The sequence below is a fragment of the Streptomyces sp. DSM 106670 genome (genome assembly GCF_055792845.1).
Genome location: NZ_CM147704.1, coordinates 3,203,234 through 3,223,551, shown reverse-complemented (window position 1 = coordinate 3,223,551; position 20,318 = coordinate 3,203,234). Strand labels below are relative to the sequence as shown.

At 73.1% G+C, this 20,318-nt stretch carries 18 protein-coding genes; 8 read left to right on the top strand and 10 right to left on the bottom strand.

Annotation, left to right across the window (positions count from 1 at the left end):
• Positions 1-34 precede the first annotated feature (34 nt).
• Both ACSMXR_RS14215 and ACSMXR_RS14210 read right to left on the bottom strand, forming a co-directional pair.
• Positions 35-2,431: an NACHT domain-containing protein gene (locus tag ACSMXR_RS14215; protein WP_473172010.1), complete on the bottom strand. Its 2,397-nt coding sequence runs from the start codon at positions 2,429-2,431 to the stop codon at positions 35-37.
• 151 nt (positions 2,432-2,582) lie between these two features.
• Positions 2,583-4,220: a penicillin-binding transpeptidase domain-containing protein gene (locus tag ACSMXR_RS14210; protein WP_473172009.1), complete on the bottom strand. Its 1,638-nt coding sequence runs from the start codon at positions 4,218-4,220 to the stop codon at positions 2,583-2,585.
• A 345-nt stretch (positions 4,221-4,565) separates the two neighbouring features.
• Here ACSMXR_RS14210 and ACSMXR_RS14205 point away from each other — a divergent pair, with 345 nt between their 5' ends.
• Positions 4,566-5,876, top strand: a complete 1,311-nt coding sequence (locus tag ACSMXR_RS14205) for a hypothetical protein (protein WP_473172008.1) — start codon at positions 4,566-4,568, stop codon at positions 5,874-5,876.
• Positions 5,877-5,914: 38 nt separating this feature from the next.
• Here ACSMXR_RS14205 and ACSMXR_RS14200 read toward each other — a convergent pair whose 3' ends face one another.
• Positions 5,915-6,760 carry a hypothetical protein gene (locus ACSMXR_RS14200; RefSeq protein ID WP_473172007.1) on the bottom strand — a complete coding sequence of 282 codons (846 nt, stop codon included), beginning with the start codon at positions 6,758-6,760 and terminating at the stop codon, positions 5,915-5,917.
• 213 nt (positions 6,761-6,973) lie between these two features.
• Here ACSMXR_RS14200 and ACSMXR_RS14195 point away from each other — a divergent pair, with 213 nt between their 5' ends.
• Positions 6,974-7,477, top strand: coding sequence for a hypothetical protein (locus ACSMXR_RS14195; RefSeq protein ID WP_473172006.1), 504 nt, complete (start codon positions 6,974-6,976; stop codon positions 7,475-7,477).
• 71 nt (positions 7,478-7,548) lie between these two features.
• Here the strand turns inward: ACSMXR_RS14195 and ACSMXR_RS14190 are convergent, their stop codons facing one another.
• Entirely contained in the window at positions 7,549-9,315 is a 1,767-nt protein-coding gene (locus ACSMXR_RS14190) for a dolichyl-phosphate-mannose--protein mannosyltransferase (RefSeq protein ID WP_218526108.1), read from the bottom strand.
• A 53-nt stretch (positions 9,316-9,368) separates the two neighbouring features.
• Here ACSMXR_RS14190 and rsmI point away from each other — a divergent pair, with 53 nt between their 5' ends.
• A complete protein-coding gene (rsmI, locus tag ACSMXR_RS14185; RefSeq protein WP_381794867.1) occupies positions 9,369-10,250 on the top strand; it encodes a 16S rRNA (cytidine(1402)-2'-O)-methyltransferase in 882 nt (293 codons plus the stop codon).
• Positions 10,251-10,299: 49 nt separating this feature from the next.
• Here the strand turns inward: rsmI and ACSMXR_RS14180 are convergent, their stop codons facing one another.
• Genes ACSMXR_RS14180 through ACSMXR_RS14160 form a run of 5 tightly spaced genes read right to left on the bottom strand, consistent with a single transcriptional unit; the run spans position 10,300 to position 14,242 of the window.
• Positions 10,300-11,373, bottom strand: coding sequence for a serine hydrolase domain-containing protein (locus ACSMXR_RS14180; protein ID WP_473172005.1), 1,074 nt, complete (start codon positions 11,371-11,373; stop codon positions 10,300-10,302).
• Complete coding sequence (locus ACSMXR_RS14175) at positions 11,370-12,299, bottom strand: DUF6895 family protein (RefSeq protein ID WP_137234621.1); 930 nt, start codon at positions 12,297-12,299, stop codon at positions 11,370-11,372. The genes ACSMXR_RS14180 and ACSMXR_RS14175 overlap by 4 nt, the downstream gene beginning before the upstream one ends.
• Positions 12,296-13,327, bottom strand: a complete 1,032-nt coding sequence (locus ACSMXR_RS14170) for a DUF6895 family protein (protein ID WP_473172004.1) — start codon at positions 13,325-13,327, stop codon at positions 12,296-12,298. The genes ACSMXR_RS14175 and ACSMXR_RS14170 overlap by 4 nt, the downstream gene beginning before the upstream one ends.
• The gene (locus ACSMXR_RS14165) at positions 13,324-14,055 is read right to left on the bottom strand and encodes a hypothetical protein (RefSeq protein ID WP_137234619.1); all 732 of its coding nucleotides are present in this window, start codon (positions 14,053-14,055) and stop codon (positions 13,324-13,326) included. The genes ACSMXR_RS14170 and ACSMXR_RS14165 overlap by 4 nt, the downstream gene beginning before the upstream one ends.
• A gap of 10 nt (positions 14,056-14,065) precedes the next feature.
• On the bottom strand, positions 14,066-14,242 hold the full coding sequence (locus ACSMXR_RS14160) for a hypothetical protein (protein WP_007455151.1): 177 nt from the start codon (positions 14,240-14,242) through the stop codon (positions 14,066-14,068).
• 452 nt (positions 14,243-14,694) lie between these two features.
• On the opposite strand from ACSMXR_RS14160, the gene ACSMXR_RS14155 reads away from it, so the two are divergent.
• From ACSMXR_RS14155 to ACSMXR_RS14135, 5 genes are all read left to right on the top strand, one after another.
• Complete coding sequence (locus tag ACSMXR_RS14155; protein WP_473172003.1) at positions 14,695-15,066, top strand: hypothetical protein; 372 nt, start codon at positions 14,695-14,697, stop codon at positions 15,064-15,066.
• A 149-nt stretch (positions 15,067-15,215) separates the two neighbouring features.
• Complete coding sequence (locus ACSMXR_RS14150) at positions 15,216-16,091, top strand: TatD family hydrolase (protein ID WP_364884683.1); 876 nt, start codon at positions 15,216-15,218, stop codon at positions 16,089-16,091.
• A gap of 241 nt (positions 16,092-16,332) precedes the next feature.
• Entirely contained in the window at positions 16,333-17,571 is a 1,239-nt protein-coding gene (locus ACSMXR_RS14145) for a ubiquitin-like domain-containing protein (protein ID WP_473172380.1), read from the top strand.
• Complete coding sequence (rsmA, locus tag ACSMXR_RS14140; protein ID WP_137234259.1) at positions 17,568-18,443, top strand: 16S rRNA (adenine(1518)-N(6)/adenine(1519)-N(6))-dimethyltransferase RsmA; 876 nt, start codon at positions 17,568-17,570, stop codon at positions 18,441-18,443. The genes ACSMXR_RS14145 and rsmA overlap by 4 nt, the downstream gene beginning before the upstream one ends.
• Positions 18,440-19,351 (top strand): 4-(cytidine 5'-diphospho)-2-C-methyl-D-erythritol kinase, encoded by a 912-nt coding sequence (locus ACSMXR_RS14135; RefSeq protein WP_473172002.1) that lies wholly within the window; start codon positions 18,440-18,442, stop codon positions 19,349-19,351. The genes rsmA and ACSMXR_RS14135 overlap by 4 nt, the downstream gene beginning before the upstream one ends.
• A gap of 1 nt (position 19,352) precedes the next feature.
• On the opposite strand, the gene ACSMXR_RS14130 is transcribed toward ACSMXR_RS14135, so the two are convergent.
• Positions 19,353-20,078: a hypothetical protein gene (locus ACSMXR_RS14130; protein WP_381851510.1), complete on the bottom strand. Its 726-nt coding sequence runs from the start codon at positions 20,076-20,078 to the stop codon at positions 19,353-19,355.
• Positions 20,079-20,318: the final 240 nt, after the last annotated feature.

The window sequence follows — 20,318 nt, the reverse complement described above, 5'->3', positions numbered from 1 at the left end:
TTCCCCGATCCGGTGGGGGCGAACCGGGGGCGGATCACCCCGTGCGCGCCGCCGCCTCGTGGAAGCGGCGTACCGCCTGACCGGCCCGGTCCCGTAGAACGGCTTCCGCCTCCGGGTCCACGGCGCCGGTGGACAAGTGGTCCGCCCACGCGCGCAGCGCCGTTTCGGCCTTCGCGCCCGCTATGCCGACGCTCATCATGCAGGTGGCGTACAGATCCACGCGGTGCCGGTCGAGCGTGTCCAGCTGCTCCAGCATCCGCCGCCCCGCCCGGGTCGGCCGGTCCGCCGTCGACTCCCCGGTCCGGAGGGCGGCGTCCGCGGCGGCCAGGCACGGGGGGAGGATCTCCGGCCGCCAGTGGGAGCGCCACAGGTACTGCTCGAACTCGTCGTGCCGGAAGCGGTAGGCGTGGCCGTCCACCCGCAGCAGACCTCCCTCGTGCGCCCAGTCCAGGAAGCGGCCCAGCCGCAACGGAAGGCGGCCACGCAGCGCGGCGCAGACCAGGAAGATCTTGTGGCGTTGTCCGGGCAGTGAGCCCCTGACGGTGGTGTAGGTCTCGGTCGACCGGTTCTGCAACAGCGGGATCCCCAGGAGCGCTCCGGCGGCCGTCGCCACCCACACGGTCGTGGGGACGTCGGGCAGCGGGGCCCGGGTGAGGCTCACCGAGACGGCGAACCCGAACATGCCACCGAAGTAGACACCGAGCAGCGGCATCCCCACGGTCCTTGCGTACAGGTCGAGCAGCCCGCCCGCCCTTCCCACCATGCGGAAGCGGCTCACCGGGTCGATGTCCGCCCGGTCGGACCACGCCGTGAGCGCCGTGAAGCCCGCAGCGATGACCACGGGATAGCAGAAGAGCGCGTCCCACGGGTCGCGCAGGGCGACGGCGGCCAGCCCCGCCACCAGCAGTGCGAAGAGGGTGTACAGCGAACCGTGCAGGGTCCGCACGAGACGACGGCCGCCCAGCGGCCACAACTGGTGCGGGGTCAGATCCGCCCGGAGGTCGGCGATCAGGCTCAGATACCGGGGCCCCGCGAACCTGTCCACGCCTCGGTGCGTCGACAGCAGGGTGAGCCACGCGGAGACCCGTTCGGCCGGGTAGCGGTCGGGGTCGCGCGGATGCTCCGCCACGACGGAAGGGACGAAGAGCGACAGCAGGTACTCCTCGGCCTCGCTGCTCATGGCGTCCGCGGCCGGGGAATCCTCCGCACTCCGCAGCCGTTCCTCCGGCGAGAACAGGCTCCACAGCCGCCCGGGCAGGCCGTGTTCGGCGGCGAACTCGTCGGACTCAGCCCGGTAGCGCTCCCAGAGGACGTCGCGCCCCCACCGCGCCACCAGCTCCGAGGGATCCCTGAGCCATCCCACTCCGCCCTCGCCCCGCACATGGAACGCGTTCGCGGTCATGGTGAGTCGCCACGGGGTGCTCAGGGCACGCGCCAGCGGCCCCCCGGGCGAGACCCGCATCTCGTCCAGCACCCCGTCCCAGCGCTCGGTGAGGCCGCTGTGGGACCACTCGCTGCGGCTCTTGAGGTAGTCGAGCGCCATGTCCGGCGGGACCGGCAGCAGTTCGGCGCGGCCCGCCCCGGCCAGCGGGGCCGGACCCTCGAACTGCTCGTAGACGTCGCTGCGGCAGGTGACGACCACATGGCGGAAGCAGTCCCGGTTCACCGCGAGATAGCGGAGCAACGCGGCTGCCCGGGGACGTACTTCCGCCCCTGCGGGATCCAGCTCGTCCAGACCGTCGAGGACGAGGACCGCCTTGTCGGTCAGCGCCTCCTCGACCTGGGCGGAGGGCTGCCCGTACGTCTGGGCGGTCTGCTGGACGGCCCAGCGGCGGAACGCCAGATGGAAGCCCTCGCTCCGCGGATCCTCCCGGTCCGGTGGCCCGCCCCACGAGGAGAGGGAGAGCAGCACCGGCACCCCGTCGCCCGCCTCCTCGTCATGGCGGCCGGCCAGCGCCCGCGTCAGCTCCCTGGCCAGCAGGGACTTGCCCGTACCGGGGCCGCCGGTCACCGCGAGCCGCCGCACGGGTCCGGGCAGCCCGAGGTAGCGGTCGACGACGGTCCGCCACTCCTCGGAGCCCGCGGCGCCGGGGCTGCCGTCCGGGGCCGCCGAGAAGCGGAAGCGCACCGGCAGGAAGGCGCTGCCCGGGCCCAGGATGTTGCGGTACTGCTGGTCCTCGTGCCTCTCGACCGCGCGGACCAGGGCCCGGACCGCGCCCTCCCGGCGGCTCTGCCGGTGCTCCCAGAAGGGCAGGAGCAGTCCGGCGACGCCGATGACCGCCCCCACCACGCCGACCAGGGCGCCGAAGGGGTCCACGTCGCCGGTCGGCCAGGAGCGGAGGACGACGACGGCCCCCACGCCCACCATCAGCACGCCGAGGACGGCCGCTGCCCGACGCCAGAAGGAACCCGGCCTCGGCCGCCGCCCCATACGTCACTCCTCCGTCGTCGAACGTGACTCGTCAAACGTGAACCGCGAGCCGCGAGCCGCGAGCCGCGAGCCGCGAGCCGCGAGCCGCGAGCCGCGAAACCCGGACCCGTCCCGGGCCCCGGCGCCCGCGCGTACCGGCTCCGGGCTCAGCTCAGCCGCCCGCCTGCAGCACCTCCGCCACGACCGGGCCCGCCGCGTCGCCGCCGTGGCCGCCGGTCTGGACGACCGCCGCTGCCGCGAGGTCGTTGCTGAAGCCGGTGAACCAGCTGTTGGAGGTGTCCTGTCCGTCGACCTCCGCCGAACCGGTCTTCGCGCCCTTGTCGCCGCCGACCGAGCCCATGGCCTTCGCGCCGGTGCCCCAGGCCGCCGTGGCGCGCATCATCGTGTTCAGCTGCTGGACGACGGAAGAGGACAGCGAGCGCGAGGCCGTCGCCAACTCCCGGTCGTCCAGGGACTGCGGGACGATGATCGGCTGGCGGAAGGTGCCGGTGCGGGCGGTCGCGGTGATGGACGCCATGTTGAGGACGTTCATCTGGACGGTGCCCTGCCCGATGTACTGGGCTGCCGCCTCGCCTTGGACCTCCTCTGGCACGCTGCCGTCGGACGTCACTACACCAGTCTTCCAGTCCAGGCCGATCCCGAAGACCTCCCGAGCCTCCTTGGCTAGCGCCGAGTCGTCGTCGACATCATCGATCAGCTTGATGAAGGCGGTGTTGCAGGACTTGGCGAAGCTCTGGGTGAAGGTGGAGCCATCCGGCAGCGAGAAGCGGCCCAGGTTCTCGATCGTACGGGTGTAGTACCTGACATCCGGCGGGCATTCGGCGGCCCCGTTCGCGGTGACGAGGCCCTTCTCCAGCAGCATCGCCGCCGTCATGATCTTCAGCGTCGAGCCGGGCGCCTGCTTGCCCTGCAGTGCCACGTTGAACTCGGTCACCGGGTTGTTGGCCACCGCGCGGATCGCCCCCGTGGACGGCTTCACCGCGACCACCGACGCCTGCGCGAACTTCTTCACCGCCCGCTCGGCCGCTGCCTGCGCGCCCGCGTCCAGGGTCGTCTGCACCTTGCCGGGCTTGCCCTTGGTGAGCGTCACCAGGTTGACGTCCGGCTGGGACTCGTCGGCGGGCTCGATCCAGGTCTCGATGCCGGCCGAACCGCCCGATGTCTCACCGTACTTCTTGCGCAGCGTGTCCAGGATCGGCCCGAGCGAGGGGTACTTCTCCTTGGTCAGCACCGTCCCGTTGCGGTCGACGGCCTCGATCGCCGGGGTCGAGGACTCGCCCGTCTTCAGCGTCGCGCCCTCCGTCAACTGCGGGTGTACGACGGTCGGTTCCCAGTCGACGAGCGCCTTGCCCGTCGTCAGGCCGCGTACGACCGTCAGCTCCGACGCGTACGACAGAGGCTTCGACTTCCCCTCGTACGAGATGGTCGCCTTGACCGTGTACGGCACCTTCGTGCCGGTCGCCGGGCCCGGGGTGATCTTCACCTTGCCGATGTGGGCGTCCTCGCCGTACGAGGCGAGCACCGGCTCCGCGCCCGACTCGTTGTTGGTGAGGAGCGCCGCCGCCGATGCGTCCCCGGCCGCCCATGCGTCGAAGAAGCCCTTCGACGTCTCGGCTATCTCCTCCGCGCTCGGCGGCCCCGTCTTCACCTTCGACGACTCGGACGCGCTCTGCGTACCGCCCCCGCCGCCGTCCGTGTCCCCGAGCATGCTGTACGCCCCGTAGCCGATCCCGCCGGCCACCAGGACGAACGCTCCGCCGATCACGGCGACCTTCGCTCCACTGCGCATTTCGCAGTCCCCCTCCCCAGGAGAGCCCCTTGAACACGTTCAAGGGGCAACTGTGAGGAAGCCTAAAGGGCTGTGGCGGATGGTGAGGGCGTTGTTACCGGACCGGAATGCTTGGCCGGAAAGCGCTCTCCGGTGTGGCCTGTGTGGGCCGGGGCCGTTGCGGGAAGACTGGCCGGGAACGCACGGGGGAGCGGACGTCGGGGGGCGTACGGGATGTTCACATGGGGAGTGCACCGTGATCGGCCGCGGGCGGTGGACCACGTCAAGTACCTGCCGCCCGGGACCCTGCCCGAAGGTGGCGTTCCGGTCTGGTCCGTGGGCGGGGACGGCAGCACCACGCGGTCCATGACCGGAGATTCCATCGCCGCCTGGACCGTGGCCGACGCCGAACGGTGGCGCACGGCGGGGGTGCCGATGGTCCTCGCCCCGGTTCCGGGCGGCTGGATCCTGGCCGCCCTGGTGGTGACTTCGTACGTCCTTCTCTTCGGGCTCTCGTCCGCGTCCGGGGCCTGGCGCGACGGGATCGAGGGCGGCACGGACTGGCTGAGGTATCCGGGCGTGGTCCTGCTGACCGCCCTCCCGCTCTGGTACCGGTACGTTCCGGTCGCCGTCTTTCCGGCGGCGCTGTTCGTCGCGGTGGAGGCGGCCCTGCTGGCGGCCCGGACCGACGACACCGACCGCCAGGCGACCGCCGGGTATCTGGTCGTCCTCGCCGTCTGCGCCATCGCGGTCACCGGCGGCGGCCTGCGGCTGCGGGCCCGCCGACGGCAGCGGGCGCAGGCCCTCGCCGCGGCCGGGGAACGCCGCTTCCCGTTGCCCGGCGGCGTCCCGGAATCGGACGGTCACCGCGGCCACGCGCAGGTCTACCTCGGGCTGGCGCTCTGCCTGCTCGGCCTCGCCATCCTGACCGACGGCCTGGTCGAGGACCTGACCTCGGGCGGAGTGGCGTACGACGCCATCGGGCAGCAGCGCGTCTGCCTGGTGCTTCTGCCGGCCGGTACGGCCTTCTGCGGCTGGGGCCAGCTCGCGTACCGGGCTGCGCGGCGGCTCCACGAGGACGACCAGCCGGCCCTGATCGTGGGCGTACGCACCGGGGCGGACGGACGCCACTGGGTGTGCGCGGACGCCCGCACGCCCTCGGCGCCCCCGCTGATCTCGTACGTTCCCCGGGGCCGCGACACCCGCACCCGGACGCGGCTGCTGGGCAGCGGCTCGGTGTACGCGGAGGGGAACGGGCACTACGACATCGACCCGAGGGACGAGCCGTTCGAAGCGGTGCTGTACGGAACCCTCGCGGAGGGCGACGAGGTCGTCATCGAATACGCCTGCGCCACCTACGACCTCCACCAGGAGACGGGACGGATGTACGCGGCCGTGACCACGGTCCCCCTCCGGCCGGACCGCCACCACGGGCTGGGCGTCTGGAAACCGGTGGACGGCGCCACCCGCCGGCGCGAACGGCTCCGCGAGGCCCGGGAAGAGGCGGAGCGCCGGCGGGCGGCGGACGAGCGGGCGAGACGCGAGGCGGAGGAGCGCCGCAAGAACCCGCCGCGGTCGTCGTCGGGCCGGTCGAGCAGCAGCGGCAAGAGCAATAGCCACTACAGCAGTTGCGGTGGCGGCTGCGGGTCGAGCTGCGGCGGTTGCGGGGGCGACTGAGCCGGATCACCGTCGGCGCGGTAGCGGGGCCCCTCGGGCTACTGCGCCCAGTCGAAGACGCCCGACTCCAGGTCGATCTGCGCGTTGCCGCCGCCGAAGTTGACCCCGCCGACGCCGTCCTCCAGTTCCAGGACGTACGGCGTCAGCCCCTCCGGCAGCCCCTGGCAGGGCATCACCGTTCCGCCGAGGTGCGAGATGCCGTCGACGGACGACCAGAACGCTTCGAGCTCCTCGTCGTCCGAGGACCAGGCCTCGACATAGCCGCCCTCGCCGTCCTCCGCCGGGGCGATGCCGGTGTTCGGGTCGCCGGTGCGCTCGCCGATCCACACCGTGGTCTCGGGGGCGCTGTCGTCCCAGGCGTTCTGGCCGCGGCGGTACGGGTCGCCGAGCCCGTCCGGCCGGATGTCGGCCGGCGGATCGATGCGTGGGGCGGCGAACTCCTCGGCGGTGAGCCGGATGAGGGCGTGCGCGCCGCCGATGAGGTCCTCCAGGTCCTGCTGGAGCGGGTGGCGTGCTGCCGCCGCCGCGATCACCTCGGCGAGGAACGGATCGGCGGCCTGCTCCGGGGTGGGCTCGGAGCCCGCCAGCAGCTCCTCGACGCCATCGATGTCTTCGGCGACGTGGTCGTCGGCCTGGAAGAGGGAGACGGCCACCAGGTCCGCGCCCTTGCGCCGGTAGTCCTCCGGCAGTTCGAGGGTGATGACATGGATCATCGGCAGCCCGGTGACAGGACTGCGGGGCCAGGAGGCCGTCCCGATACCGGGCGCCCGACCGCCGCACCACCCGGCGACGCGGGCCCCGGGCAGATCGATCTCGACGCTCCTGCCGGGCCGGACCGACAACGCCTCCGCGGACTCGCCGAACCCCAGGTCGTACGCCTTCACCGTGTTCCTCGTTCCTCCCGTTCGACTGCGACGGCGCTCAACCTACGCGAGGGGGCCGTGGTTGCCGACAGCAGGCAGCCGGGCCCGGTCCGCTGTGCCGACATCACCCCCTGAAAGCACCTCGGCGACCCGCCTAACCTGCTCGGACACGAGGAATCGGAATCGAGTGGGCGGAACGTCGGCTCGGCGCCGACGGACAGGGGGGCGAGCCAGGTGGACGGCGAAGAGAACCGGGGCGCGACGGCGGCGCGCCCCGCGGCGAACGTGGTCGCGGCCGGCGGTGGCGCGAGCACCCTGGGGCCTCGCGTGGCCCTCCTCCTGTCGCTGTCCCTCGGGTTGCTGCTCGGCGCGCTGTCGGCGTCGGTGATGTTTCCGGCAGCTGAGCACCTGCGCTCCCTCCAGGGCGGCGAGCGGGCTCAGGCGACCTTGCAGACCAGCGGCAGCTGTATGGCGGGCCAGTGCGAGGTGAAGTTCGAGGCCGCCGGGCGGACCGTGGTGGCGGATCTTCCGGTGGGCAGCGGAGGCGGCAAGGAGCCCGTCGGCGCCTCCCTGACCGTGCGGTACGAGGCGGACGACCCACAGGTGGTCGCCCGTGAAGCCGATGTCGGAGGCGGCGGTGCGGCCCTACTGGCGTGGATGTCGGGCGGGGGCGCGCTGCTCTTCCTGACGCTGCCGGTGGTGGCCGCGATCGTTCTGGCGCGGCAACGGCGACTCTGATCCGGGACCGGTGACCGTGGTCGGAGTGGCGGGCCCGGCACCACCAGGTGCCGGGCCCGCCGTTTCCCCAGCTAGACCCACGTATCCAGCCACATCCGGTCCCGCCACAGGTCCTCCGGGATCGACGTCCCCGTGTACAGCGGCCAGAAGTAGATGAAGTTCCAGATGATCAGGAGCACCAGCACGCCCACCGCGATGGCGCCCAGTGTGCGGCGGCGTTCGCCGGTGGGGTCGTGGGAGGTGAGGCCCAGTTCGGCGCGGGTGCCCGTGTCCGTCGCCGGGCCCACGATCGCGCCCAGCATCATCGTCACGGCCAGGCAGAGGAACGGGACGAACACCACCGCGTAGAAGAGGAAGATCGTGCGCTCCTGGTAGAAGAACCAGGGCAGCCAGCCCGCGACCACACCGCAGGCGATCGCGCCCGCCCGCCAGTCGCGGCGGAAGAACCAGCGCCACACCACGTACGCGAGGGCGAAGCACGCCAGCCACCACAGCAGCGGGGTGCCGATGGCCAGGACCTCGGCGGCGCACTTGCCCGTCGACGACTCCTTGCAGCCCGTCTGCTCCTCGTAGAAGTACGAGACGGGGCGGCCGAGGACCAGCCAGCTCCAGGGGTTCGACTCGTAGGTGTGGCCCGAGGTCAGGCCGACGTGGAAGTCGTACACCTGGTTCTCGTAGTGCCACAGGCTGCGCAGCCAGTCCGGCAGCCAGTTCCAGGAGGAGTTCTTGCCCTCGGTGGCCGCCCAGTTGCGGTAGTAGCCCTTGTCCGTGACGATCCAGCCGGTCCAGGACACGACGTACGTGACGATCGCCACCGGCACCGTGGAGAAGAACGCGGGGATCAGGTCGCGGCGCAGCACCGCCTGGTACGGGTGGACAGCCCCTGCCGTACGCCGCGCCCCTACGTCCCACAACACCGTCATCAGGCCGAACGCCGCCAGGACGTAGAGGCCGTTCCACTTCGTGGCGAAGGCCAGGCCCAGCATCACGCCCGCCGCCAGCCGCCACGGCCGCCACCCCAGGCGCAGGGTCTCCGCGATCCGGGCGTCCGGGCGCAGCACCCCCTCCTCGTCCATCGGCAGCGCGTCGGAGAGTCTGCGCCGGGCGTGATCGCGGTCCACCACCAGGCAGCCGAACGCGGCCAGCACGAAGAACATGACGATCAGGTCCAGCAGCGCGGTCCGGCTCATCACGAAGTGCAGGCCGTCCACCGCGAGCAGCAGGCCCGCCAGACAGCCCAGGAACGTCGAGCGGAACAGGCGTCGGCCGATCCGGCACAGGAGCAGGACGGAGAGCGTGCCCAGCACCGCCACCATGAACCGCCAGCCGAACGGCGTGAAGCCGAACAGCTGCTCACCGAAGCCGATGATCCACTTGCCGACCGGCGGGTGCACCACATAGCCCGGGTCGGTGGGGATGGGGACGGAGGAGGGGTCGTTGAGGATCTGTTTGTCGACGTCCTTGGGCCAGGACCCCTCGTACCCTTGGTTGACCAGCGCCCACGCGTCCTTCGCGTAGTACGTCTCGTCGAATATCACCGCGTGCGGCTGGTCCAGCTTCCAGAAGCGCAGCAGGCCAGCGACCAGGGTGACCAGGAGCGGGCCGCCCCAGCCGGACCAGCGCACCAGGCGGTCCGCCACGTGCGGCGGGATCGCGAGCACCGACCACATCTGCCGTCCCGGCCGGGTGTACGGCGGGTCCAGCCGGTCGCGGAGAGAGGTCTCCGGGCGCGGAACATGGCCGAAGCGGCGCAGCCGCCGTTGCCAGGAGGTCGGCTGTTCGCCGAGCGGGTCCCCGGCGTCTTGGCCCCGCTGGGTCTCGGATGCGGTACTCGTCACCGCGCCATCGTAGGGAACGCATCTGTGCGAAGGGCGCTGCCCGTGCTGCGAGGATGGCTGATGTGACTGGAACGACTGGAACGCTCGTGCTCGCAGGAACCCCCATCGGTGACGTGGCGGACGCCCCGCCGCGCCTCGCCGCCGAACTGGAGCGGGCCGACGTCGTCGCCGCCGAGGACACCCGGCGGCTGCGCCGGCTCACCCAGGCGCTCGGCATCCACACCTCGGGGCGTGTCGTCTCCTACTTCGAGGGGAACGAGTCCGCCCGGACACCCGAGCTGGTCGAGGCGCTGAGCGGTGGCGCCCGGGTGCTTCTTGTCACCGATGCCGGGATGCCCTCCGTCTCCGACCCCGGCTATCGGCTCGTCGCCGCCGCTGTGGAGAAGGACATTCGCGTCACCGCCGTGCCGGGGCCCAGCGCCGTGCTCACCGCCCTTGCCCTCTCCGGGCTGCCCGTCGACCGTTTCTGCTTCGAGGGGTTTCTGCCGCGCAAGGCCGGTGAACGGCTCTCCAAGCTCCGCGAGGTCGGGGACGAGCGGCGCACCATGGTCTTCTTCGAGGCCCCGCACCGGCTCGACGACACCCTCGCCGCCATGGCCGAAGTCTTCGGCGCCGAGCGCCGCGCCGCCGTGTGCCGCGAGCTGACCAAGACGTACGAGGAGGTCAAGCGCGGTCCGCTCGGCGAGCTCGCCGTGTGGGCCGCCGACGGGGTGCGCGGCGAGATCACCGTCGTGGTGGAGGGGGCGGCGGATGCCGGCCCCGGGGACCTCGACGCCGAGGAGCTGGTGCGGCGCGTTCGGGTGCGCGAGGAGGCGGGGGAGCGGCGCAAGGAGGCCATCGCCGCCGTCGCCGCCGATGCCGGGCTGCCGAAGCGGGAGGTGTTCGACGCGGTGGTGGCCGCCAAGAACGCGGAGAAGGCCCCGCCGAAGCCGTAGCCGAAGCTTCATAGCCGAAGCCGTGGGCGACGAGCCGTACTGCCCGGTCCTACGGTGTTTCCGTCAGGAGTCCGTACGCCGTCGCCACGAACGTGTCGCCCCGGTGCACCCGCCGCGTCGCCGTCGCCGCCACCGCCAGACCCGTGTCCGGGCGGAAGCCCAGGAACGCCTGCTGGCCGAGCGTCGCCCCGGCGTGGAAGAGGACCGGGCCGTACGGCGACGGGTGGTGGAACCACGTGAGCGTATGGGTGTGCGCGTGCCGCCAGCCGCGTCGCAGCACCGGGCGCCGGACCTCCGCCAGCGGCCCGGCCAGCGCGGGGTCCCCCGGCCCGGGCCCGCCCGTATGCGTACCCAGGCCCACATGCGCCTCCAGGAACGTCAGCAGGTCCAGCGGTGTCGCCCGGACCGCGCCCGCCGCCGTGAAGCCGCCGGTGTCCAGCGTGGGCACCGGTGTGCCGTCGCGTCGGTGGCCCACCGCCTCCGTGGTCTCCGGGCCCGGGCGCACCCGGGTCGCTTCCAGGCCGAGCGGGGCCAGCACCTGCTGGTGCAGCAGGACCTCCCACGGCGTGCCCGTGGCCGCCGCCAGGGTGTGGCCGAGGACGGAGACCGCGAAGTTCGAGTAGTGCCAGCGGGTGCCGGGGCGGTGGCGCGGGCGGGCCCGGAGGAAGGCCCGGACCACCCGGTCGGCCGGGTAGCCGCCGTACGGGTCGGTCGACCAGCGGGGCACCGCCTGCGGGTAGAAGTCGGCGGGCAGGCCCGGCAGCCCCGAGGTGTGGGTGAGCAGATGGCGCAGGGTGATCCGGCGCACCGCCGGGTGCACCGGGAAGCCCGGGGCCAGCAGGTCCGCCGCCCGGTCCTCGTACCGCACCCGGCCCTGCGCCACCAGCCGGGCCAGCAGCAGCCCCGCGTACGGCTTCGACGCCGAGCCCAGCTCGTACGCCAGATGCTCGCGGGCGACCGGGCCCGGCTCCGCGCTCCCGCCGGTGTGGACGGTGCGCACCCCGTTCCGGCTGACCGCGAGCACCAGGTCCGGCGCGTCGACGGCCCGCGCCGCCTCGGCCAGGAGGCGGGCGGTGGCCGGGGAGCCGGGGGCGGTCGCGGGGGCCGCCGTCACCTCGGTCATGCCGGGGCCGGGGCGGCGGAGAGGCCGGACAGGGCGCGGGACATCGCGAGCGCCGAGGCGAACGCGGCGACCAGCGTCGGGTGGTAGACGAGGTCGAACACCGACTCCTCGTCGCCCTCCGGCATCCCGCCCACCACCGGCATCGCCCCGTCCGGCTGCTGGGCCTGCGCGAAGCCCTGCCAGGCCGCCGGGTCCAGCGTCGGTTCCGGCAGACAGGCGTCCACGACCAGCAGTTCGCCCAGCAGGTCCCAGCGCTTCAGGTCCAGCCAGTCGTCCAGCCAGACCGGCAGCCAGAGGGCCAGATACTCCGCGATGTCGGCCGGCAGCCCGGCCGGCTTCTCGCCCCAGTCGGTGAGGTGGAACACCGTGTGCGTGATGTCGTAGCCGATATGGCCCTCGACCGTCCACGGCTCGGGCCGCCGCGCCAGCCAGGTGTGCGCCAGCGCCGCCGTCTCCGGAAGGCTCGGCTCCACCCCGAACCGCCGCTCGATCGCGCTCAGCCCGAGCCGTCGCACCGGCAGCACCTCCAGCGCCGCCCAGCTGGCCAGCCGGTGGTTGAGGCGGATCGCGGACTCCAGGTCCGGCTGCCGGTAGCCCAGCTCCCGGAACGGTACGTAGACCTCCAGCGGCACCGGCGAGAGCGGTTCGCGCCGCTGGCCCTCCAGCAGCCGGCCACCGGAGTCCAGCAGCTCGTGCCAGGCGTGGTCCAGCAGCTTGTGGGCGAGCGAGGACTGCTGCGAGCCGGCCACGCCCTCGCGGAAGATGACCTTCCCGATCAGCGCCAGCTCGCCCAGCGGCTTGAACCGGTCCAGCATCCCCGCCTCCGGCGACGGGTCGGCCTCCAGCCGGAACCCCTCCCGGTGTTCGTACAGCCAGCCCAGGGCCTTCGCCCCGACGTCGTGGATCTGCTGGATGCCGCTGCTCATGCGGTGCGCCTTTCCCGGCCGGGCGCGGACCCGGCCGTCTGCCCCGGCGACCGCAGCGACCTCAGGGACAGGGCCGCGGCGAAGGCCGTGACGAGCGTGGAGTGGTAGCAGTCGATGAAGGGGTACGGGTCCGGCGCGGTCGTGTCCTGCGCCGGCGGGCCGGTCTCCGGGACACAGCCGGTCGGGTGCTGTACGTCGGCGAGCACCGGCCACACCGCGTCCAGCAGCGGTTCCGGCGCCGGGCCCGGCAGCGAGGCCGCCACCGCCAGCAGTTCGCCCGTCAGGTCCCACTGGCCGCTCTCCAGACAGCCGTCCGCCCAGGCGGGCAGCCAGGTCCGCAGATAGCCGTCGATCTTCCGGGGCACCCGGTCCGGCATCCGGCCCCAGTCCGTGAGGTGGAAGACGGTGTGGGTCAGCGCGTAGCCGGACGGGCCCTCGAACATCCACGGCTCCGACAGTCCGCCCAGCCAGGTCCGGGACAGGACCGCGCCCGCGTCGGTGTGGGTCACCACGCCGACCCGCCGCTCCGAGTTGACCAGGCCCAGCTGCCGGTTGGCGTGCTGCTCGGTGTGGGCCCAGGCGCGGGTCGCGGTCAGCGGGCGGGCCAGCGCCTCGAACCCCTCGTGGCGCAGCCCGTACCCGGCGAAGGCGGCGTAGATCTCGTACGGGTACGCGGCGAACGGCTCGGCGCGCAGCAGCTCCAGGAGGAGTTCGCCCGCCGCCACCTGGTCCCAGGCGTAGGCGACGAGGTCGCCGGCCAGCTCGTGTTCCGGGGTGCCGGGGGCGGTGGTGCGGCGGATCGTGGAGCCGAGCTGGGCCAGCTCGCCGAGCGGTTTGAGCGTGGCGTTGACCTGGGTGTGGGGTTCCAGGACGTCGCCGGGGAGCGCGAAGTCGCTCCGGTGCGCGTCGGTCCAGGCGAGGGCCCCGCGCAGGACGTGGGGGAGGACGGCGAGCGCGGCGCCCGGGGTCGAGCCCTGTTCCGGGCGGCTTTCCGGCCCCGGGCGGTCCTGGGTGGCGGTCGTCGTCACCGTGCCCTCGCCTCGGCCATCAGCCGGGCGGCCCGGATGTGCAGGGTGACCCGGGGGTCGTGGCCGCCCATCAGCTCGACGAAGTCGAGGCCGCGCTCCAGGCCCAGCGTCGCCGGTTCGCCGCCGATCGCCGCGAGCCAGCGGCCCGCGCCCGCCGCCTGGAGCCAGTCGCGCCGCCGGACCGCACGGACGAAGCCGCGGGCCAGGTCGACGGCCCGGTTCGCCGCGGCCCGCTGCACGGCCGAGGGGGCGGCCGGGACGGCGAGCGGCGCGAGCACCGAGAGCTGGTGGGTGAACGCCTGCCAGGGGGCCTCCTCCAGCCAGGAGGCATCGGGCTCCGCGTACGTCGTTCCGGGGGCGGTGCGGGGCGCGGCGGAAGCGGCCGCTCCGGCCGGAGGCGGCGCCATCCGCTGGAGCGTGGAGATCATGTGCCAGTGGCTCCAGGCCGTGGCCGCCGGGGCGTCGGGCTTGGGCGGGAATTCCCGCACCGCCCGGTCGAGTACGGCGATATCACCCGGATGCGGATGACGTCCGTAAAGAACACTGGGCAGCAGCAGGTCGGCCCCGATGACCCGTGCCGCGGCGATTCCGGTCCGATTCTCCTCGTCGATTCCCGCCGCGCCGCACACCGTGGCGAGGTGGTCCCCGCTCCGAAGAGCGAGGACCACCTCTGTTGCCAGGTCATGCACGGCACCCGCTAGCGGGGACGACGCATGTGTCTGGTCCATGTTCCGACGTTCAGCCCTTCTTCGGGCGGGGGGTCGGAGGCGAGAGCAGCAGGGCGCCGCCGCCTGCGAGAAGCGCGAGGTAGGCGCACTCGCGGGAGTCGCGGTACAGACCTTCGACCTCGCCGGGGTTGAGAGCGGCGTCGAGGTCGAGCTCGATGTCGGTGGCAGTGGTGTCCGTGGTGAACATGGGTTGTTCCCCGTCCTGTGGGAAATGGGGTGGACGTAATGAGTGAAAAGGAGGAATGCGGGCGTCGCAAATCGGGGACGGGCATCCGGGAAAATCACGTATTCAATTGAATGATGAATTCATGGGGCGCGGACGGGGTGAAAGCCCGGGAATTCGGGGGAGAGGGAGGGTGCGGGTGGGGGTGGTGCGCGGGCGCGTTCACGATCGGCGCCGGGCGCGCTCGGGGGCGCTCGGTGGCCCGGCGGTCACGCGCTGTCCTGCCGTGGGCCTGTCCTGCGCCATGCGGCGGCAAAGGGCGGCAAAAGGAGGCCAAGAACGCATCAACAATGCCTCTGAGCTGGTGCGTCCGTCCGGGTGCAGGTGTCCACTGGAAGGGACGGGCCACCTGTTCGAACCCCTCGTGCGGGCCGCCCGTCCCCGGAGCGCTTGACCGGCGGCCAGGAGGAACAGGCATGAGCGAGATCGCAGCGACCACTGTCCACGAGGCATATGCCTTCGCCTGCATGAAGTGCGGGTACGGCTGGGAGCAGTCCTACGAGATAGAGCACCACGTCGACGTCCACGGCCACGCGTTCGTCGTCTACACGGCGGACGGTGAGCGCGTGCCGTCCCCGCTCTCCACGCCGACCTGCACCAACTGTGGTGGACACGTGGTGCGCATCATGCGGGCCGGGCGGGTCGCCGGCGTCCAGGAACTGCTGCGGAAGCAGCAGATGCCGCACACCGCGGAGACCGTCGCGAAGGACCGTACGGTGTCGACCGCCGCCGACCCGGACCGCCACTGGCGGCTGTCCGACCTGCTCCACCCCTTCCAGCGCAGGTGAACACCCCTTCCGGCGCGGGCGACACCCCTTCCCGTGCGGGGCGACACCCCTTCCCATGCGGAGGGCACCCGTTCCGGCGCGGGTGAACCTCCTCCGGTGCGCCGGAGGCCGACGCCGTACGGGCGCGGGGCCCTCGTAGAGTCGTCGGCATGAGCCGTACCGAAGCCCCGCCGCTGCCCGAGCCCCTGCGGGTGCCGGTCGCCGACTCCCACACCCACCTGGACATGCAGGACGCCACCGTCGAGGAGGCCCTCGCCCGGGCCGCCGCGGTGAACGTGACGACCGTCGTCCAGGTGGGCTGCGACGTGGCCGGCTCCCGCTGGGCCGCCGACACCGCCGCCGCCCACCCCGCCGTCCACGCCTCGGTGGCCCTGCACCCCAACGAGGCCCCGCGCATCGTCCACGGGGATGTCGAGGGCGCCGACGGCACCGCGCGGCAGGGGGCGCGGGAGCCCGGCGGCAAGGCGGCGCTGGACGAGGCGCTGGCGGAGATCGACGCGCTGGCCGCCCTCGACCAGGTGCGCGGGGTCGGCGAGACGGGCCTGGACTTCTTCCGTACGGGCCCCGAGGGCGTCGCGGCCCAGGAGGAGTCCTTCCGGGCCCACATCGAGATCGCCAAGCGGCACGGCAAGGCCCTGGTCATCCACGACCGGGACGCGCACGCGGACGTGCTGCGGGTGCTGGCGGACGCGGGCGCACCCGAGCGGACCGTGTTCCACTGCTACTCCGGCGACGCCGAGATGGCCCGGATCTGCGCGCGGGCCGGGTACTTCATGTCCTTCGCGGGCAACGTGACCTTCAAGAACGCCCAGCCGCTGCGGGACGCGCTGGCCGTCGCCCCCACCGAGCTGGTCCTCGTCGAGACGGACGCCCCTTTCCTCACCCCCGCCCCCTACCGCGGACGGCCCAACGCGCCGTACCTCATTCCGGTCACGCTCCGCGCCATGGCCGAGGTGAAGGGGCTGGATGAGGACGTGCTGGCCGCCGCGATCTACGACAACACCGCGCGGGCGTTCGACTTCTGACCCCGGGCGGGCACTGTTTCCGACCCTGGTCGGACACTGTGCGTAGCCGTGTCGCTTTGGAGAGTCACCGGAGCTCCGCTATCGTCCCCGCGCACGACGGGGTGGCAGTGAGCGGATCCCCGGCAGTGGGCTGATCTTCGGGAGCGGCGTGAGCATTTCGCAGGACAGCGGCGTGAGTACCGCGCGGCACAGGCGCGTCGACGCGTTCCACGAGCAGCTGACCCTGGCCGACGGGGTGGGGATGGCGGGCCCCGCCCACGCCCCCGCCCACGCCCCGACGGTCGTCGACACCCCGCTCGCCGGGCCGCCGCCCGCGGTGCCCCGGCAGGGCCCCACCCGGGCCGACGCCCGACGGGCCGCCAAGCGGAGCCGGAGGCTCGTCGCCGGCCCCGAGCACCTGAAACGCCTCGTGCCGAAGGCCCTCGTCGTCGCGTTCCTGGCCGGCGGCACCACCGCGTTCGTCGCCCAGGACAAGGCGGTCCGGCTGGAGGTCGACGGGGCGCCCCGGACCCTGCACACCTTCGCCGACGACGTCACCGAGCTCCTGGCGGAGGAGGGCGTCACCGTCGGCGCGCACGACGTCGTCGCCCCGGCCCTCGGCGCCGCCCTCGACCACGGCGACGAGGTCGTCGTCCGCTACGGGCGGCCCGTCACCCTCACCCTCGACGGCGTCCGCCGCCAGGTCTGGACGACCGCCGACACCGTGGCGGGGGCGCTGCGCGAGCTCGGGATCCGCGCCGAGGGGGCGCACCTCTCCGCCGCCCGCTCCGCACGGATCGCCCGCACCGGCCTGACCCTCACCGTCCGCACCGAACGCACCGTGACCTTCATGGCCGACGGCCAGGAACGCACCCTGCGCACCAACGCCGCCACCGTCCGCGAGGCCCTCGCCCAGGCGGGCATCACCCTGCACGGCCACGACACCACCTCCGTCGACCCCGGGCACTTCCCGCGCGACGGCCAGACGATCTCCGTGATGCGGATCACCGACACCCACGAGGTGCGCGAGGAGACCGTCCCGTACGCCGTCGAGCGCAGCGAGGATCCCGCCCTGTTCCGGGGCACCGAGGTCGTCGAGCGGGCGGGCCGCAACGGCGTACGCCGGGTCACGTACGCGGTACGGACCGTCAACGGCGTCCGGCAGAAGCCGCGCAGGGCCGCCGAGGAACTGGTCCACCGGCCGGTGAGCCGCGTCGTGCGCACCGGCACCCGGCAGCGGCCCGACTCCGTCGCCGGGGCGGACGGGCTGAACTGGTCCGCGCTCGCCGCCTGCGAGTCCGGCGGGCGGCCCGGGGCGGTCGACCCGAGCGGCACGTACGGCGGGCTGTACCAGTTCGACACCGGGACCTGGCAGTCGCTCGGCGGCAGCGGCCGGCCCCAGGACGCACCCGCCGCCGAGCAGACGTACCGGGCGAAGAAGCTGTACGTGCAGCGGGGGGCGAGTCCGTGGCCGCACTGCGGCCGTAGGCTTACCGGGTGAGCAGCACAGAGCCCGACGCCCTCCTGGGCCCCGCAGACATCCGCGACCTGGCCGCCAAGCTGGGGGTACGCCCCACCAAGCAGCGCGGTCAGAACTTCGTCATCGACGCCAACACCGTCCGCCGGATCGTGCGCACGGCCGAGGTCCGCCCGGACGACGTGGTCGTCGAGGTCGGGCCCGGGCTCGGCTCGCTGACCCTGGCGCTGCTGGAGGCGGCGGACCGGGTGATCGCGGTCGAGATCGACGACGTGCTCGCCGCTGCCCTGCCGGCCACGGTGAACGCCCGGATGCCGGAGCGCGCCGACCGCTTCGCCCTGGTCCACTCCGACGCGATGCTGGTCACCGAGCTGCCCGGCCCTGCGCCCACCGCGCTCGTCGCGAACCTCCCGTACAACGTGGCCGTGCCCGTTCTGCTCACCATGCTGGAGCGGTTCCCCAGCATCGAGCGGACCCTCGTCATGGTCCAGGCCGAGGTCGCCGACCGGCTCGCCGCCCGGCCGGGCAACAAGGTCTACGGCGTGCCGTCGGTGAAGGCCAACTGGTACGCGGACGTCAAGCGCGCCGGGTCCATCGGCCGCACCGTCTTCTGGCCCGCCCCGAACGTCGACTCCGGCCTCGTCTCGCTCGTCCGGCGCACCGAGCCCATCGCCACCACCGCGAGCCGCGCCGAGGTCTTCGCGGTCGTGGACGCGGCCTTCGCCCAGCGCCGCAAGACGCTGCGCGCCGCCCTGTCCGGCTGGGCCGGCTCCGCACCCGCCGCCGAGGCCGCGCTCGTCGCCGCCGGGATCTCGCCGCAGGCGCGCGGGGAGGCGCTGACGGTGGAGGAGTTCGCGGCCATCGCGGAGAACAAGCCGGAGGTGTCGTCCCTGTGAGTGCTGTCCGTACGGGCGTCACCGTCCGCGTCCCCGCCAAGGTCAACGTCCAGCTCGCCGTGGGCGCCGCCCGCCCCGACGGCTTCCACGACCTGGCCAACGTCTTCCTCGCCGTCGGTCTGTACGACGAGGTCACCGCGACCCCCGCTGACGAGCTGCGCATCACCTGCTCGGGCCCGGACGCCGCCCAGGTCCCGCTGGACACCTCCAACCTCGCCGCCCGCGCCGCCCTCGCGCTGGCCGGGCGGTACGGCATCGACCCCGCCGTCCACCTCCACATCGCCAAGGACATCCCGGTCGCGGGCGGCATGGCGGGCGGCAGCGCCGACGGGGCGGCCGCCCTGGTCGCCTGCGACGCCCTGTGGGGAACGGGCGCGAGCCGGGACGAGCTGTTGGCCATCTGCGCCGAGCTGGGCAGCGATGTGCCGTTCAGCCTGGTCGGCGGGGCGGCGCTCGGCACCGGACGCGGCGAGAACCTGACCCCGATCGAGGTCGGCGGGACCTTCCACTGGGTCTTCGCTGTGGCGGACGGCGGCCTCTCCACGCCCGCCGTCTACGGCGAGTTCGACCGCCTCACGGCGGAGACGGACGTCCCCGAACCCACCGCGTCGCCCGCCCTGCTGGCCGCCCTGCGCTCCGGCGACTCCGGCGCACTCGCGGGCGCCCTGAGCAACGACCTCCAGCCCGCCGCGCTCTCCCTGCGCCCCTCCCTCGCCGACACCCTGGCCGCGGGCACGGAGGCGGGGGCCCTGGCCGCGCTGGTCTCCGGGTCCGGGCCGACGACGGCGTTCCTGGTGGAGGACGAGGCGGCGGCCCGCAAGGTGGCCGACGCGCTGATGGCCTCCGGAACGTGCCGCGAGGCGCGCGTGGCGGTGTCGCCGGCGCCGGGGGCCACGGCGGCCCCGTGAGTCACTGCCAGCGGTACGGCGTGATGCTGGGGTCGTAGGAGCAGGTGACCATCGTCCGGTTGGTGGCCATGAGCGTGCGGCCCCGGTCGGCCTTCGCACAGAACTGGCCGTCGACGACGGGGTGGCCGTTGGACGTGCAGGCGAAGCCCGGCTTGCCGTCGGGGCAGGTGATCGTCGAGCCGCCGGCCGGCTTCGTCGGGGCCTTCGTGGGAGCCGGGGCGGGAGCGCGCGTGGGAGTGGGCTTCGGCTTCGGGGCGGCCGTTCTGGGCGGGACGTAGGCCGGGTCGTTCTTCTGGTGCAGATAGCCGTGGAAGCTGGTCGTGCAGTCGCTGAAGTCCTTCGCGAGCCGGACGGTGACCGTGGCGTCGGCGGTGAGCCGGGTGCCGCGCCCGGGGCTGGTGTCGCAGATGTACCAGCCGTCGTGGTTCTGCGGGAGGGTGACGTCCTTGTGCTGGGCGGCGGCCTTCAGACGGGCGGTGGATATGTCCTGGCGGGTGAACTCCGCCCGCGCCTCCTCGTAGGTCCGGCTGTGCAGCGCCGGTACGACCGGATCGGGCGCGACGGTCGCGGTGGGCGTGGGGGAGGGGGAGGGCGTGGCCGAAGCGGTCGGCGTGGCGGCGGACGGGGCCGCCGGGGCGCTGTCGTCGGTCGGGGTGCTGTCCTCGCACCCTGTCAGGGCGAGCACGCCGAGCAGGACGACAGGGGCGAAGTGGCGAGAAAACCGCACGGTGTCGGTACTCCGGTTCTCGGGAACGGCGGGCGTCGCGGCAGATCGCCGAGGGGCCGCCGGTGTGCCTGCCGAAGAGCAGATTTTGTGCTTGTTTTACTCGTCAACGACCGCCCTGTCCAGATCTACGACTCGGTAAGCCGCTTCAGTATCATTTCGGCCCTTCCTGACTCTTCACGCTGCTTCCTGGCGCTTTCTGAGCCGGCCGGTTCGCCGACTCGGCTACTCAGACGCCGAATT

Coding starts and splice junctions, on each gene's coding strand:
- ACSMXR_RS14215 (WP_473172010.1), bottom strand. CDS start 2,431: ATGGGGCGGCGGCCGAGGCCGGGTTCCTTCTGGCGTCGGGCAGCGGCC.
- ACSMXR_RS14210 (WP_473172009.1), bottom strand. CDS start 4,220: ATGCGCAGTGGAGCGAAGGTCGCCGTGATCGGCGGAGCGTTCGTCCTG.
- ACSMXR_RS14205 (WP_473172008.1), top strand. CDS start 4,566: ATGACCGGAGATTCCATCGCCGCCTGGACCGTGGCCGACGCCGAACGG.
- rsmI (WP_381794867.1), top strand. CDS start 9,369: ATGGCTGATGTGACTGGAACGACTGGAACGCTCGTGCTCGCAGGAACC.
- ACSMXR_RS14180 (WP_473172005.1), bottom strand. CDS start 11,373: ATGACCGAGGTGACGGCGGCCCCCGCGACCGCCCCCGGCTCCCCGGCC.
- ACSMXR_RS14175 (WP_137234621.1), bottom strand. CDS start 12,299: ATGAGCAGCGGCATCCAGCAGATCCACGACGTCGGGGCGAAGGCCCTG.
- ACSMXR_RS14165 (WP_137234619.1), bottom strand. CDS start 14,055: ATGGACCAGACACATGCGTCGTCCCCGCTAGCGGGTGCCGTGCATGAC.
- ACSMXR_RS14160 (WP_007455151.1), bottom strand. CDS start 14,242: ATGTTCACCACGGACACCACTGCCACCGACATCGAGCTCGACCTCGAC.
- ACSMXR_RS14155 (WP_473172003.1), top strand. CDS start 14,695: ATGAGCGAGATCGCAGCGACCACTGTCCACGAGGCATATGCCTTCGCC.
- ACSMXR_RS14150 (WP_364884683.1), top strand. CDS start 15,216: ATGAGCCGTACCGAAGCCCCGCCGCTGCCCGAGCCCCTGCGGGTGCCG.
- ACSMXR_RS14145 (WP_473172380.1), top strand. CDS start 16,333: ATGGCGGGCCCCGCCCACGCCCCCGCCCACGCCCCGACGGTCGTCGAC.